The sequence below is a fragment of the Betaproteobacteria bacterium genome (genome assembly GCA_016713305.1).
Taxonomy (GTDB): Bacteria; Pseudomonadota; Gammaproteobacteria; order Burkholderiales.
This window is the reverse complement of record JADJPK010000004.1, coordinates 440374-455522: the sequence shown is the minus strand read 5'-3', so window position 1 is coordinate 455522 and position 15149 is coordinate 440374. Positions and strand designations below refer to the sequence as shown.

14 protein-coding genes are annotated in these 15149 nt (G+C 67.8%); all 14 read left to right on the top strand.

What is annotated here, in order from left to right; all coding sequences use genetic code 11:
* The first annotated feature begins 36 nt into the window (after nt 1–36).
* A complete protein-coding gene (locus tag IPK20_02795; GenBank protein ID MBK8015735.1) occupies nt 37–996 on the top strand; it encodes a glycosyltransferase in 960 nt (319 codons plus the stop codon).
* A gap of 3 nt (nt 997–999) precedes the next feature.
* A complete protein-coding gene (locus IPK20_02790) occupies nt 1000–1755 on the top strand; it encodes a class I SAM-dependent methyltransferase (GenBank protein ID MBK8015734.1) in 756 nt (251 codons plus the stop codon).
* Nucleotides 1752–2675 (top strand): alpha-1,2-fucosyltransferase, encoded by a 924-nt coding sequence (locus IPK20_02785; protein ID MBK8015733.1) that lies wholly within the window; start codon nt 1752–1754, stop codon nt 2673–2675. Before IPK20_02790 ends, IPK20_02785 begins: the two co-directional genes overlap by 4 nt.
* Nucleotides 2676–2713: 38 nt before the next feature.
* Nucleotides 2714–3418, top strand: coding sequence for an FkbM family methyltransferase (locus IPK20_02780; protein ID MBK8015732.1), 705 nt, complete (start codon nt 2714–2716; stop codon nt 3416–3418).
* Nucleotides 3403–4296 carry a glycosyltransferase family 2 protein gene (locus IPK20_02775; protein ID MBK8015731.1) on the top strand — a complete coding sequence of 298 codons (894 nt, stop codon included), beginning with the start codon at nt 3403–3405 and terminating at the stop codon, nt 4294–4296. The genes IPK20_02780 and IPK20_02775 overlap by 16 nt, the downstream gene beginning before the upstream one ends.
* Nucleotides 4297–4324: 28 nt before the next feature.
* On the top strand, nt 4325–6292 hold the full coding sequence (gene asnB / locus IPK20_02770; protein ID MBK8015730.1) for an asparagine synthase (glutamine-hydrolyzing): 1968 nt from the start codon (nt 4325–4327) through the stop codon (nt 6290–6292).
* Entirely contained in the window at nt 6256–7476 is a 1221-nt protein-coding gene (locus tag IPK20_02765) for a glycosyltransferase family 4 protein (protein MBK8015729.1), read from the top strand. Before asnB ends, IPK20_02765 begins: the two co-directional genes overlap by 37 nt.
* Nucleotides 7470–8465: a glycosyltransferase family 4 protein gene (locus tag IPK20_02760; GenBank protein ID MBK8015728.1), complete on the top strand. Its 996-nt coding sequence runs from the start codon at nt 7470–7472 to the stop codon at nt 8463–8465. The genes IPK20_02765 and IPK20_02760 overlap by 7 nt, the downstream gene beginning before the upstream one ends.
* Before the next feature lie 373 nt (nt 8466–8838).
* Nucleotides 8839–10611 carry a polysaccharide biosynthesis protein gene (locus IPK20_02755; protein MBK8015727.1) on the top strand — a complete coding sequence of 591 codons (1773 nt, stop codon included), beginning with the start codon at nt 8839–8841 and terminating at the stop codon, nt 10609–10611.
* Entirely contained in the window at nt 10608–11363 is a 756-nt protein-coding gene (locus IPK20_02750) for a glycosyltransferase family 2 protein (GenBank protein ID MBK8015726.1), read from the top strand. The genes IPK20_02755 and IPK20_02750 overlap by 4 nt, the downstream gene beginning before the upstream one ends.
* A complete protein-coding gene (locus IPK20_02745) occupies nt 11360–12193 on the top strand; it encodes a glycosyltransferase family 2 protein (protein ID MBK8015725.1) in 834 nt (277 codons plus the stop codon). Before IPK20_02750 ends, IPK20_02745 begins: the two co-directional genes overlap by 4 nt.
* Nucleotides 12190–13200: an NAD-dependent epimerase gene (locus IPK20_02740; GenBank protein ID MBK8015724.1), complete on the top strand. Its 1011-nt coding sequence runs from the start codon at nt 12190–12192 to the stop codon at nt 13198–13200. Before IPK20_02745 ends, IPK20_02740 begins: the two co-directional genes overlap by 4 nt.
* Entirely contained in the window at nt 13197–13919 is a 723-nt protein-coding gene (locus IPK20_02735) for a glycosyltransferase family 25 protein (GenBank protein MBK8015723.1), read from the top strand. The genes IPK20_02740 and IPK20_02735 overlap by 4 nt, the downstream gene beginning before the upstream one ends.
* 77 nt (nt 13920–13996) lie before the next feature.
* A complete protein-coding gene (locus IPK20_02730) occupies nt 13997–15142 on the top strand; it encodes an O-antigen ligase family protein (GenBank protein ID MBK8015722.1) in 1146 nt (381 codons plus the stop codon).
* Nucleotides 15143–15149 lie beyond the last annotated feature (7 nt).

Below are 15149 nucleotides of genomic sequence, written 5' to 3'. Positions count from 1 at the left end.
GGACCGCAAGGCGTGCACGCGCAGGATCGCGCACTGATGGAGTTCCCTGATCTGTGCGCCGTCGCCGCGCCCCGCCTGTCGGTCATCACGCCCTCCCTCAACCACGCGAAATTCCTGCGGGACACCATCGAGACGGTCGCGAACCAGTCGTTCCGCGACTTCGAGCACATCGTGATCGACGGCGGATCGACCGACGGCACGGTCGACATCCTCAAGTCCTACCCGCACGTGCGCTGGATCTCCGAGAAGGACCGCGACATCGTCGACGCCTATCGCAAGGCCATCGCCCGCGTGCGCGGCGATTGCGTCATCCAGTGCTGCGTGTCGGACGGCTTTCACGACCGGCACTGGTTCGCCAGGGCGGTGGCGGCTCTGGACGCGGACCCGCAGGTCTCGCTGGTCTGGGCGCTGCCCCAGTACATGACCGAGGCGGGAGCGCTCCAGGCCGTCGCGTATCCCGATTTTCTGGAGGATCCGCCGCCGCAGAAGGCGGCCTTCCTGCCGTTCTGGTGGGCCACCCGGATGCCGTTTCCCGAGAGCAACTACTGCGTCCGCGCGCATGTCCTCGACCGGCATTTCCCGACGGAGCATTCGCCCGAGCACCACAGGATCCATCCGCACCTGGGCTTCATGTACGAGTTCATGGTGAACGGATATCTCCCTGCGTTCCTCCCCGAGGTCGTGAGCTTCGGGCGTCTCCACGCCGATCAGCGCGGCAAGCGCCTGTGGCACGTCGAGCGGCCTGCGCAGCTCCGATACAACGCGGACGTCGACACGCATCGGACACAGGTGGCCGCCGGCACCGTGCCGATGGTGTTCCGCGATGGCGCCGGACAGCCCATACGGACGCTTTCGCCAGCGGATGCCAAGGCGCAGGCGCGGTCCTGCTGGAAGATCCGCGTGGCGCGCTCGGTGTTCCTGCGGACGCCGCCCTACCAGCTGGCGAGACGGGCGCTGCAACGTCTGGGGCTGCGCCGGCCCGTTCCGCGGACCTGATCCATGTCCTTCGACTCACTGCGGCAGCGGCTGGCCCATTCGCGATTCCTCGCCTTCAATGCGGTGTCGCGCGATGCCTGGGTGCGTGCGCGCGCGGCCGAAGTGCCGTCCGGGTCGAGGGTTCTCGATGTCGGGGCGGGATCATGTCCCTACCGGTCTGCGTTCTCCCACTGCCGCTACGAGACCCAGGATTTCGCTCAGCTCGATGCCGATCAGTTGAGGTACGGCGGTTACGGCGCGATCGACTACGTCTGCGATGCCCGCGCCATTCCGGTCCCCGACGGCACATTCGATGCCGTCCTGTGCACGGAGGTCCTGGAGCATGTTCCCGAACCCGTCGCCGTGGTGAAGGAGATCGCCCGGGTCCTGCGGCCAGGCGGCCGCCTCATCCTGACGGCGCCGCTGGGTTCGGGCATCCATCAGGAGCCCTATCACTACTACGGCGGCTACACGCCCTACTGGTACCGCGACTTCCTCGCGGCGGCAGGATTCGAATCCATCGGCATCGAGCCGAACGCGGGCTCCTTCCAGTTCTTCGCCCAGGAGTGCATCCGGTTTGCCCGCACCACCCGGCCCTTCCGGCTGGGCATGCCTTTCCTGCTGGAGCTTCTCTGGGCCCCTCTCTGGATGCTCCTGTTCCCGTTGCTGGTGGTTCTCTTCCCGGCCGTGTGCAGCGTCCTCGATCGATATGACACGGAGCACCGGTTCACCGTCGGCTACCACGTCACTGCCGTCCGCAGCGGCCCGTCCGGCGCATGAGCTCCCGGGAGTACTCGAACCGGCCGCGGGTCGTCGTGAAGATCGTCGGCGGGCTGGGGAACCAGCTCTTCTGTTATGCGACGGCCCGGGCGCTCGCGCTCCGTGGTGAGGCGGAACTGGAACTGGACGTCGATTTCTTCCGCTCCGACGTACGGTACGAACGTGAGTACCGGCTCGACCGGTTCGTTCTCGCGCCGCATCGTCTGCGAAGCACACGCCGATGGCTCCCCCGCGCGCTCGATCTGCGCTGGTGGCGGGTGAAGCGATTGCTCGCGCGTCACGGGCTCGTGCCTGGACAGCGCGCGGTCGTAGAGGAAGGCGCCAAGCATTTCCACGACGAATTGCTCGGCATGCGGTGGACCGGCACGCTGCTGCTCGACGGCTACTGGCAGGACGAGCGGTACTTCCGGGATGCGCGAGCGCAGCTGCTTTCGGAGCTGCGCGTCGCCCGTGAGCCGGACGAGCGTCATCGGTCGCTCGGGCAGGCGATGCAGGCCTCGCATTCGGTGGCCGTTCACTGCCGCCGGCATCACCACCGTCTTGCCGACGGTTCCGTTCACGCGGCGAACGGCCGGACCGGACTCGACGTGCAGTACTATCGGCGCGCCCTGGAGCAGCTGTCGGCCCGGGTGCGGCCGGATCATCTGTATCTGTTCGGGGACGAGCCGCAATGGCTGAGTGCTGCGGTGCCGGAGGGCGTTCAGGCGACGGTCGTCGACTGGAACGGCGGACCCGGCGGCGAGGTCCGGGATCTCTGGCTCATGACGCAGTGCCGGCACTGCATCGTGTCGAACAGCACGTTGAGCTGGTGGGGCGCGTGGCTCGGCAGCGAGGCGGACCGGATCGTCATCGCCCCGAGGCCGCAGGACCTGGAGTACTGGGTGCCTAACGCCCGCAGCTGGCAGGAGATCGACTGGTGAACGCCGATCGCGAACCCTTGTCCCTCTGACGGAGACTCATGGCATCCCTCATCACACGGCTGAAGCGGCGCGCGCTGCGCGAGGCGGGCATCCACTATCGGAAGTCCTACGCCCAGTGCGGCGAGGACATGATCGTGCGTTTCGTCTTCGACGCCCTCAAGGTGGATCGCCCGCGCTTTCTCGATCTTGGCGCGCATCACCCCACCTACCTCAGCAATACGTATGCGCTCTACGCGGAGGGCAGCCGTGGCGTCAACGTCGATGCCTCGCCGGCCGCGATCGCCGCATTCCGCCGGACGCGTCCCGACGATGTGAATCTCAACGTCGGTGTCGGCACCGAGCCCGGCGAACTCGATTTCTACGAGATGTCCGTCCCTACCCTGAGCACGTTCTCCGAGACGCAGGCGCGCAGATACGAGGCCGAGGGCGGCGCCAGGATCGTCGGCACGCGCAAGGTGCCGGTCAGGACCTTTCACGATCTGGTGCGCGAACACTTTCCCGTCACACCCGATTTCGTTTCCCTGGACGTCGAAGGCCTGGACGTGGCGATCCTGCGTTCGATCGATTTCGCTGCGTGCCGGCCGACCGTGTTCTGCATCGAGACGCTCACCTATTCTTCCGAGCGGCAGGGCGATCGCATCGACGAGATCGATCCGATCATGATGGCGGCGGGCTATCTGAAGTACGCCGACACGCACGTGAACACGATCTACGTCGTGGAGTCCGCGTGGCGCCGACGATGAATGCGGGCGATGAGGGCCCGCCGCTCGTCACCATCGCGTTGCCCGCATGGAACTCCGCCACCACGCTGCACCGGACGCTCGCATCGGTGCTGCGGCAGACGTTCCCTTCGTGGGAATTGCTGGTGATGGACGACGGCTCTTCCGACGACACCGTGCGCATGGCACGCGACACCGGGGACCCCCGGGTGCGCGTGCATGCCGATGGACGGCACGCCGGCCTCGCCACCCGGCTGAATCAGGCCATCGACCTGGCCCGGGGCCGGTACTTCGCGCGCATGGATGCGGACGACATCGCCTATCCGCAACGGCTTCAGACGCAGCTCGCGTTTCTCGAGGCTCATCCCGACGTCGATCTCGTGGCCGCGCGCGCCCTGGCGTTCCGCGGCAACGGGCAGGCGATCGGTCTGCTTCCGTTTCGCGGAACGCACGAGGCCATCTGCGCGCGTCCGTGGAGCGGTATCCCCATGCCGCACCCCACGTGGTTCGGACGCATCGAGTGGTTCCGCCGCCACCGCTATGCCGTGCCGGATGCGCTTCGCGCGGAAGATCAGGAACTGCTCATCCGCGCATTGCCCGGCAGCCGGTACGCCGCGTGTCCCGAGATCCTGCTCGGCTACCGGCAAGGCGCCTATTCGCTGACCCGTCTGCTGAAAGGACGATACGGGCGCGCGCGCGCCTATGCTCGCAACGCGCTTCCGCGGGGTGAGTGGCTCGGACTCGCGGCCTGCACCGGCGTGACCTTGCTGAAGGCGGGAATCGACGTGCTCGCGGCCATGCCGGGTTGCGATGCCCTGTTCTTCCGCCGCATGGGCAGGATGCCCGACGCAGCGGATCTGCAGGACTGGAACGCGTTGTGGTCCCGGCTCGGCACGGCGTGAAGCCCGGGACACGCGGAGAGCGCGGCTGATGTGCGGAATCGCCGGTTTCTGGCGCCCGGGTCCGATGATCGCGGAGGCAGCCGAGGACGAGGTTCGCGGCATGGCGCGGACCATCGGCCATCGCGGCCCGGACGACGACGGGATCTGGTGCGATGCCGCCGCAGGCATCGTCCTGGCCCACCGCCGCCTGTCGATCGTCGATCTCTCCCCCGAAGGCCACCAGCCCATGTCGTCCCGCGATGGCCATCGGGTCATCGTCTTCAACGGCGAGATCTACAACTTCCAGGAATTGCGCGCCGAACTGGATCGGGGCGGCGGTGCCGATTGGCGAGGACATTCCGACACGGAGGTGATGCTGGCCGCGATCGGGCGTTGGGGCGTGCGGCGTGCCCTGGAACGCATGACCGGGATGTTCGCCTTTGTGCTGTGGGACCGCCGTTCGCGCACCCTGGTGCTGGCCCGCGACCGCTTCGGTGAGAAGCCGTTGTACTACGGCTGGTCGGGAAGCACGTTCTTCTTCGCCTCGGAACTGAAGGCGCTGCGCGCGAGCCCTGCGTTTCGCGCCGAGATCGACCGCGAGGCGCTGGCCCTGTATGCGCGGCATGCCTGCGTGCCGGCCCCGCGCTCCATCTACCGGGGCATCCGCAAGCTGACCCCCGGGCATGTGCTCGAGATCCCCGAAGCGCAGCTGAACCGACGCGAGACGGTGCCGTCGCAGGCCTACTGGTCGCTCGCCGCCGCCGTCGAACGCGGGCGGTCACAACCCTTCGCGGGATCGGAGGCCCAGGCGGCCGACGCTCTCCACGCATTGCTCGGAGGCGTCGTGAAGTCGCAGATGGTGGCCGATGTGCCGCTGGGAGCGTTCCTGTCCGGCGGCATCGATTCCTCCACCATCGTCGCGCTCATGCAGGCCGCCGGATCGAGACCGGTCAAGACGTTCACGATCGGTTTTCGCGAAGGCGATTACGACGAGGCTGCCGATGCCCGTGCCGTCGCCGCCCATCTGGGCACCGATCACACGGAGTGGATCCTGTCGCCGGAGGAAGCCCGTGCCGTCGTCCCGCGACTGGCCCATCTATACGACGAACCGTTCGCCGATTCGTCGCAGATTCCGACGCATCTGGTCTCCGCTCTGGCCCGGCGTCACGTGACCGTGAGCCTCTCCGGAGATGCCGGCGACGAGGTCTTCGGCGGCTACAACCGTCACCGCCTCGCGAGCCGCCTGGACGCGTGGGGGCGGCGCACGCCCGCCGCGCTTCGGCAGGCTGCAGCGGCCCTGCTGCGCGGGATTCCTCCGGGGGCGTGGGATGCCGCGGCGCGAACGGCCTCCCGTGTCGTTCCGTCCCTGAGCGTCCACCGAGCGGTGGGCGACCGGGTTCACAAACTGGCGGGCCTGCTGGGCGCCGCGGATGCCTCGCGGCTCTACGAGCAGCTGACTTCGATCTGGCCCGAGGGATTGGTCCGGGGCAGCGGGACAGCCGCAAGCGACTGGCTTTCCATGGACGTTCCTGCCGGGCTCACGTCGGCCGAGTCCATGATGTTCCGCGACACGCTGGGGTACCTGCCCGACGATATCCTCGTCAAGGTCGACCGTGCGGCGATGGGGACGAGTCTCGAAACCCGCGTGCCGTTCCTCGACCATCGCGTCGTCGAATTTGCATGGACGCTACCGGCGTCCTTCAAGGTCGATGGCCGGCGGGGAAAGAAGATCCTGCGCGAGGTCCTGTTCAGACACGTGCCGCGTGAACTCGTGGAACGTCCCAAGATGGGCTTCGGCATTCCGCTCGACGCGTGGCTGCGGGGCCCGCTGCGCGAGTGGGCGGAATCGCTGTTGGACGAGGCGCGCCTGAGGCGGGAAGGTTTCCTCGATCCCATGCCCATCCGCCGCTGCTGGACAGAGCACCAGTCCGGCGCCCGCAACTGGCAACACCGTCTGTGGGTCGTGCTAATGTTCGAAGCATGGCTCGATACGTGGGGCAGGGGGCTCACCGGGTGAACGCACCGCGGCTGCTTTTCCTCATCAGCGAGGACTGGTTCTTCTGCTCCCACCGTCTGCCGCTCGCCATTGCCGCGCGCGAGGCGGGTTACCACGTTACCGTTGCCACGCGTGTCACCAGGGACGGTGACCGTATCCGCGATGCCGGTCTCGATCTCATCCCCCTCCACTGGTCGCGACGCAGCACCCATCCTCTGCGGGAGTGGTCCGCGCTGCGGGAGGTCGTGAGCGTCTTCCGGCGCGTGCGGCCCGACATCGTTCACCAGGTCGCGATCAAGCCGGTGTTGTACGGATGCATCGCGGCACGCCTGACGGGCGTTCCGGCGGTCGTCAATGCGGTCGCGGGACTCGGTTACGTCTTTGCCTCACGCGATCTCAAGGCGCGCGCGCTGCGCCCGGTGGTGCGTGCGGCGTTCCATCTGCTGCTCGACCGCGACAATGCGCGGCTCATCCTGCAGAACGCCGATGACGTCGAACACTTCGTCCGCGAGCGCATCGTCCACCGTCCCAGGGTCACGCTCATCCGGGGTTCCGGTGTGGATCCCGACCGCTTCACCGTCGTACCCGAACCCGACGGAGACCCGCTCGTGGTCCTGCCGGCACGCATGCTGCGGGACAAGGGCGTGGAGGAGTTCGTGGCCGCGGCGCGGTCCCTCAGGCGTTCCGGGGTTGCCGCGCGCTTCGCGCTGGTCGGCTCGCCCGATCCCGAGAACCCGGCGTGCATCGACGAAGCGCAGCTGAAGGCGTGGGAAGCCGAAGGGGTGGTGGAGTACTGGGGATGGCGCACGGACATGACCGCCGTCTTCCAGCAGGCGCACGTGGTCTGTCTGCCTTCCTATCGCGAGGGACTGCCCAAGGCCCTGATCGAAGCGGCCGCGTGCGCGCGGCCCATCGTGACGACCGACGTTCCCGGTTGCCGGGAGGTCGTGCGCGACGGCGACAACGGTTTCCTGGTTCCCGCGCGCGACGATGCACGCCTGGCCGATGCGCTTCGCAGGCTGGTGGCATCCGGCTCGCTGCGAGAGCGCATGGGAAGGCGGGGGCGCGAACGGGCGGAGCAGGAGTTCTCGCTCGACCGCGTCATCCGCGAGACGCTGGATGTCTATCGCAGCGCTGCCGGTGCCGTGGAACACCGGCTGTCCGCGCCACTGCCGCAGGCGTCCGACCGGCGGGTGAGATCCTGATCGCGCTTGCCGCCTTCGCCGTGGGTGCCTCGGCGTGTCTTGTGGTGATCGTCTGGCTGCTCCGGTCCGGCCGCGCATCGCGGGTTCTGGACCGTCCCAACGAGCGCTCGCTCCATTCGACTCCCGTTCCCAGGATCGGCGGGCTGGGCATCATGGCCGGTGTGCTGCCCGCGCTGCTGATCGCCGGGATGCCCTGGACCGTGGTGAGCGCCACGGCATTCCTCGCAGCCGTGTCGTTCGCGGACGATCGCAAGGGGCTGCCCATTGCCGCGCGATTCGGCGCCCATTTCGTCGCCGCAGGGCTGCTTCTCGCCGCCGTGGCGGGCGGCGCCTGGTCCTGGTTCGCGGCCGGGGCCGCGGCCCTCGCCGTCGTCTGGATGACGAACCTCTACAACTTCATGGACGGTTCGGACGGACTGGCGGGAGGCATGGCCCTCATCGGCTTCGGTGCGTACGCTGCGGCGGCCGGGATGTCCGGTGACGCCATGCTGCTCACCGCCTCGATCGGCATCGCGGCCGCTGCCGCGGCCTTCCTGCACTTCAATTTCCACCCCGCCCGGGTGTTCATGGGTGATGCCGGCTCCATACCGCTGGGCTTTCTCGCCGCATCCCTCGGGCTGCTGGGCTGGGCGCGTGGCGCGTGGCCGCTGTGGTTTCCGGCGGTCGCCTTCGGCCCGTTCGTGGCCGACGCGAGCGTCACGCTGATCCGCCGCATGGCCCGGGGCGAGCGCTTCTGGGAGGCACACCGTTCGCACTACTACCAACGGCTGGTCCAGCTCGGCTTCGGCCACCGGCGCACGGCACTCGCGGAATACGGGCTGATGGCGCTGTCCGCCCTGGTTGCGCTGCTGGCCTGTCGCGCCACCCCTGCCGCACAGGCGATCGCTGCCGTGGCGCTCGCCGCCGTCTACGCCGTGGCCGGTGCCTGGGTCGACCGGAGGTGGCATCGCTTCGCCGCCGCGCGGAATCGGCAGGAGGCAGGCGAGTGAGCGCCGCGCCTGCGGGGCAGGCCGCTCGATTGAAGACAGCACGGCGCTGCACCTACAATTCCGGATTGCTTCACGAGAGCCGGGTCCAGGCGATGGAGTCACGGGACCGCGCCTGCCGCATGCCATTCGGAACTTGCCGAGCCGCACCTTGGCGCGTCGCGGAACCGTCGTCTGTCCCGTCGACCCTGCCGGATCACGAGGCGTCCCGCCCCTGCGGCGCGGCCGTATCCGAGAGAACTCCTTGGACAACCTGAAGGCCTTCGGCCGGAACTTCACCGCGTTCTTGCACGACATCGTCGCCTGCGCCGCGGCATGGGTGTTCGCTTTCCTGCTGCGATTCAATTTCGAGACGCCGCCGGAGTTTCTCGCCAGCATGTGGTCGAAGCTCCTCTGGATCCTGCCGGCCCAGGCCGCCATCTTCTGGCGTTTGAGTCTCTATCGCGGGCTATGGCGCTATGCCAGCCTCACGGATTTCCGCCGCATCGTGGTGGCCGCAGCCATGGGGGCGATGACCATCGCCCTCGTGCTCTTCTTCTTCCAGCTGCGTGAAACGCCGCGTTCGGTGCTGGTCCTGTATCCGATCCTGCTCATCGCCATCATGGCCGGCAGCCGGGTTCTCTACCGCGCCTGGAAGGAAGGCCACCTGGTCCGGCTGTCGCGCCTCGATGCCAAGCGCGCCATCGTTCTGGGGGCGGGCGGGGCTGCCGCGCGGTTGCTGGAGTCCGTCGCCCGCAACAATGAATGGCTCGTGGTCGGCATGCTCGACGACGACCCCGCCAAGCAGGGGCGCGAGATCCATGGTGTGAAGGTGATCGGCCGGCTGCAGGATCTTCCGCGGCTCGCCCAGACGCTGGACGTGGGGCTGGCAGTGATCGCCCTGCCGGGGCAGTTGCACGGCGCGCGCAAGCGCGCCATCGAACTGTGCCGCGAGGCCAGGGTCAAGGCCATGACCGTGCCTTCCTACGACGATCTCGTCTCCGGACGCGTCAGTCTGTCCGCCATGCGGCCGGTGGAGGTCGACGATCTCCTCGGGCGCGATCCGGTCGAGCTCGACAGCTCCGGCCTCAAGCAGTGGCTCGAAGGCGCGGTCGTGATGGTGACGGGAGCGGGCGGGTCCATCGGATCCGAACTGTGCAGGCAGGTGGCCCGCTACAGGCCGGCGACGATCGTGTTGTACGAACTCAACGAGTTCGCGCTGTACACGATCGAGCAGGAGTTTCTGGCACGGGCGCCCGGGACACGCGTGGTGTGCATCCTCGGCGACGTCAAGGACCCCCACCGGTTGCGAACCGCGATGACCCTCTGGCGGCCAGCGGTCGTATTCCACGCGGCTGCCTACAAGCACGTGCCCATGGTGGAATCCGGCAACACCTGGGAGGGCGTGCGCAACAACGTGCTGGGCACGTGGCGAACGGCTGCCGCTGCCATCGAGGCAGGCGTCGGGAAGTTCGTGCTGGTATCCACCGACAAGGCCGTCAATCCGACCAGCGTCATGGGAACGAGCAAGCGGCTCGCCGAGATGGTGTGCCAGTCGCTGCAGGCGGACGCGGACACGCGTTTTGTCATGGTGAGATTCGGCAACGTGCTGGGCAGCACCGGAAGCGTCATTCCCAAGTTCCGCGAGCAGATCGCGGCGGGCGGGCCCGTGACCGTCACGCACCCCGACATGACGCGCTACTTCATGTCGATTCCGGAAGCCGCCCAGCTCGTGCTGCAGGCCGGCGTGATGGGCAACGGCGGCGAGATCTTCGTGCTCGACATGGGCGAGCCGGTGAAGATCGTGGACCTCGCGCGCGAGATGATCCGCCTGTCCGGCTTCGGCGAGGACGACATCCGCATCGTGTTCACCGGGCTGCGCCCGGGCGAGAAGCTGTTCGAGGAGGTGCTGGCCGACGACGAAGCCACGCTGCCGACCCACCACCCGAAGCTGCGGGTGGCGCGTTCGAGACAGGCCGCCGACGGCTTGCTGCCCCAGCTCGCCCAGTGGCTCGCCGAGGGCGTCGAGCGCACCGACGAGGATGTCCGTACCGATCTCAAGCGCTGGGTTCCCGAATACGTGCCCGTCGCGGGGGCGCCGGCCGAACGTCAGCCGACTTCCCCGTCCCCGATGAGCCTGCCGCGTGCGGCAGGCGGCACGACGCGTTGAAGCTCTCCGTCATCGTCATCACCAAGAACGAAGCGGCGGCGATCGGCCGGTGCCTCGATTCGGTCGCCTGGGCGGACGAGATCATCGTGCTCGATTCCGGCAGCGACGACGAGACCGTGGCACTGGCGCGCAGCCGCGGCGCGCGAGTGGAGACGGCCACGGACTGGCCCGGGTTCGGACCGCAGAAGAACCGCGCGCTGGCCCTGGCCCGCGGGGACTGGGTGCTGTCCCTGGACGCCGACGAGTGGGTGACCGAAGCGCTTGCGGAGGAGATTCGCGGGCGACTGGAGTCGCCGGACAATGCCGTCGCCTTCGAGGTGCCCCGGTCGTCTCGATTCTGCGGGCGGGAGATGCGCCACTCGGGCTGGTGGCCCGATTACATCGTCCGTCTTTTCCGCCGGGATCGCGCCCGCTTCTCCGACGACATCGTCCACGAGAAGGTGATCGTCGACGGGCGAGTGGCGCGGCTTGCGGTGCCGCTCCAGCACGAGTCCTTCGTGTCGCTGCACGAGGTCGTGGACAAGATGAACCGCTATTCGACGGCCGGTGCGCAGATGCGGATCTCCCGCGGCAAGGGCGGGTCCATCGGGGGTGCGGTGGGCCACGGGTTGTGGGCCTTCCTGCGCACGTACGTGTTTCGCGCGGGCTTCCTGGATGGCCGCGAGGGGTTCGTTCTCGCGGTCGCCAACGCGGAAGGGACGTACTACCGCTACCTCAAGGCGTGGCTCGCCGCGCGGGACCGGCGCACGTGAAGCTCGCTGTCGTGGTGACCACCTATAATCGGCCGGATGCGTTGCGGGCGGTGCTCGAAGGATATGCGGCGCAGTCGGACGACAACTTCGAACTGGTGGTGGCCGATGACGGATCCACCGCCGCCACCGGCGATCTCGTGCACGACTTCGCCGCACGGGCTCCGTTCGCCTGCCGGCATGTGTGGCACGAGGACGACGGATTTCGCGCCGCCGCCATACGCAACAAGGCCGTCTGCGAAACGCTCGCCGAGTACATCGTCTTCACCGACGGCGATTGCATTCCGGGCACGCACTTCGTCGCCCGGCATCGCGCGCTCGCGGAGCGCGGCTGGTTCGTCGCCGGCAACCGGGTGCTGCTGTCCCGGCGCTTCACCGAGCGCGTGCTGGCGGAGGGCATTCCCGTTCATGGCTGGACCGGGGGACGGTGGGTCGGGGCCCGCATCGCCGGCGACGTCAACCGTCTCGCACCGCTCCTGTCGCTGAGCGACAGACCCTGGCGCAAGCGGCGGCCGGACCTGTGGGAAGGCGTGAAGACCTGCAACCTCGCCGTATGGCGCGACGACCTGATGAAAGTGAACGGGCTGGACGAGACGTATACGGGCTGGGGCATGGAGGATTCGGACCTCGTCGTCCGGCTGCTGCGTGCCGGTGTGAAGCACAAGAGCGCCCGCTTCGGCGCGCCGGTGTTCCACCTGTGGCACGAAGAGAACGACCGGTCGCGTCTGCCCGGCAATCAGGCGAGGCTGCGGGAAGTACTGGCCGCGGACACGATCCGCGCGCGTTGCGGTCTCGACCGGTACTCCGGCGCTCCGGAGACGTCGCGATCATGAAGGTCCTGGTGACGGGCGCCGCCGGATTCATCGGCATGCACACGGTCCAGCGCCTCGCGCAGGCGGGACACCGCGTCGTCGGCGTCGATTCGGTCAACGACTACTACGATGTGTCCCTGAAGGAGGCGCGGCTCGCGCAGCTTTCCGGCGCCCCCGGTTTCGAGTTCGTCCGCATGGATCTGTGCGATGCCGCAGCGGTCGACGGTCTGTTCCGCGCCCATGCGTTCGACCGGGTCGTCCATCTCGCCGCGCAGCCGGGCGTCCGGTATTCGATCGCCAATCCGCGCGCCTACGTCGATCGCAACATCACGGCCTTCCTCAATGTGCTGGAGGCCTGCCGGCACGCGGCCACGCCGCATCTCGTCTACGCGAGCAGTTCCAGCGTCTATGGCGGCAACACGAAGCTGCCCTTCCGGGAAACGGATCCGGTGGACCACCCGGTGAGCCTCTATGCGGCGACCAAGCGCGCGAACGAGCTGATGGCGCATACCTACAGCCACGTGTTCGGGCTGCCCACCACGGGGCTGCGCTTCTTCACCGTCTACGGTCCCTGGGGACGGCCGGACATGTCGCCCATCCTGTTCGCCTCGGCGATCATGGAAGGCCGCACGATCGATCTGTTCAACCACGGCAGGTCGCTGCGCGACTTCACGTACGTGACCGACATCGTGGAAGGCGTGGTGCGCGTGATGGATCACGTTCCCGCGAGGGGCGATCCGGCGTCGTCGCGTGCTCCGGACCGGAGCTGGGCACCTTTCCGCCTGTTCAACATCGGCAATCACGACGCCGTCGAGGTGAGCCGCTTCATCGCTCTGCTGGAAGAGGCGCTGGGACGCAAGGCGAGCGTGCGCCCGCTGCCCATGGAGCCTGGCGATGTGGAAGCCACCTTCGCCGATGTGGAAGCGCTGTCCGCGGCCGTGGGATTCGCGCCGTCCACTCCGATCGAGGAGGGCGTCCGGCGTTTCGTGGAGTGGTTCCGCGGGTATTACGGAGCCCCAGAGACATGAATTCGCTCGGGCTGGACGCGATCTTCGTGCTCAACGTCCGGGCCTACGAGGACAGACGCCGGCACGTCGCAGCGGAACTCGCCCGCTTCGGACTCCAGGCGGAGTTCGTGCACGACTACGACGTGGCCGATCTGACTTCCGAAGTGGAAGCCCGGTGGTTCGCGCCTGACGCGCAGCTGCGGCCCAGCCAGAAGTCCTGCGCCATGAAGCACGTGGCTGCCCTGCAGCGGATCGTCGCAGGGGATCACGCGGCAACGCTCGTGCTGGAAGACGACGTGGTGCTCTCGCCCGGGTTCGCCGATGGCGTGAAGGATGCACTGCGGGAGGCGCGGCAGTGTCCGCAGCCCCATGTGATCTTCATCGGGTCCGGCGGCAACTTCTACACGCCTCGCAGCGAACGCAGGCCGGGTCGACGACTCTATCCGGCACAGCGGGGACGCTTCGGCGACTCCTACATCCTGGGCAGCGACACGGCCCGCAGGCGTCTCGAGTGGATCGAAGGCCATCGCATCCGCATCCCCATCGACAATCAGTTCGAGGAAATCGACAAGGCGCTGGGCATCGCTATGCTGTGGCTGGAGGAACCGGTGGTGGAGCAGGGCAGCAAGAACGGGCTGTTCCAGTCCATGGTGGAGCCCGCGCCCCCACCGCCCATCCAGCGCCTCAAGTTCGGCTGGGAAAAGCTGCGGCGCAAGTATCTGTATCAGCTATGGCGATAGATTTCCGCGATCTCCCAGCCGACGCAGTGCCCGGATCCTGGGCGGCGCGATGTCTTGCCACGAGCCGTTCCGCCGCGATGGCCGGAGTCGTGGCCATTCCCGTCGCGACTGCCCTGGCCAGCACGGCCCTGGGGGTGTTCGTGATCGCCCTGGTGTTGTCGGGCCGATTCGCCGCAGTCGCGCGCGATGCCTTCCGCCAACCCCTGGGCAAGGCGCTCCTCGTGTTTTTTGCGGTCATCCTGCTCGGAACGCTGCACGGACCGGCGGATTGGCACGAGCGCTGGGAAAGCGTCTGGAGCTGGCGCAAGCTCCTCTACGCCTTCCTGCTCCTGGGCCTGTTCGGTCCCACGGTCTGGAAGGATCGTTTCGCCCGCACGGTGGCGCTCGCTGCGGTGGCGGGCGGCATCGCCTCCTATCTCGCCTGGCTCGGCATGTTTCCCTCGCGGCCCAATCACGAGATCGGGGTGCTCTTCCAGAACCATACGACGCAGGGCATGTTCTTCGCCGCTGGCATTCTGTTCTGCGCCCAGATCTCTCTTGCGGCTCGAGGTCCCTGGCGCTGGTTCCTGATCGCCGGTGCCGTGCTTCTTGCCACCAACATCCTGTTCGTCTCGCCCGGCCGCAGCGCCTATCTCGTTCTGGCGGCGATTCCGGCCGTCCTCGGCATACAGCACCTCGGCATGAGACGGGTTCCCCTCGTGCTGGCGGCGGTGGGCGTCCTGTGCGTGGCCACCTACGGTCTGTCGCCCCTGGTGCGCGACCGTGTCGATCTGGCGTGGGAACAGACGATCAACGCGGACCGCTCGCCCATTCTCACTTCCGTGGGGTTCCGCGCCGTGGTCTATCGCAACACCCTGGAACTGATTCGCGACAATCCGGTGATCGGTTACGGGACAGGCAGCTTCAAGGACGTCTACTCGCCGCACGTCGCCAGGAAATACCCGGACTGGCGCGGCGAACCGACGGCCGATCCTCACAACCAGTACATGCTGATCGCCATGGAAACGGGACTCATCGGTCTCGCCGCGTTCGGCGCGGTGCTGTTCCTGGCGCTTCGCTGTGTCCGGCGCAACACGACTCACGCGTGGATCGCCGCAGGCGTGCTGCTGGGATGGATGCTCTCCTGTCTGTTCAACTCCCACTTCCGCACGTTTCCCGAGAGCCATCTGATCGCATTGATTCTCGGTGCCATGCTGGCCGCGCCGCGCGAGCCGTCGGCCTGACCCGGTG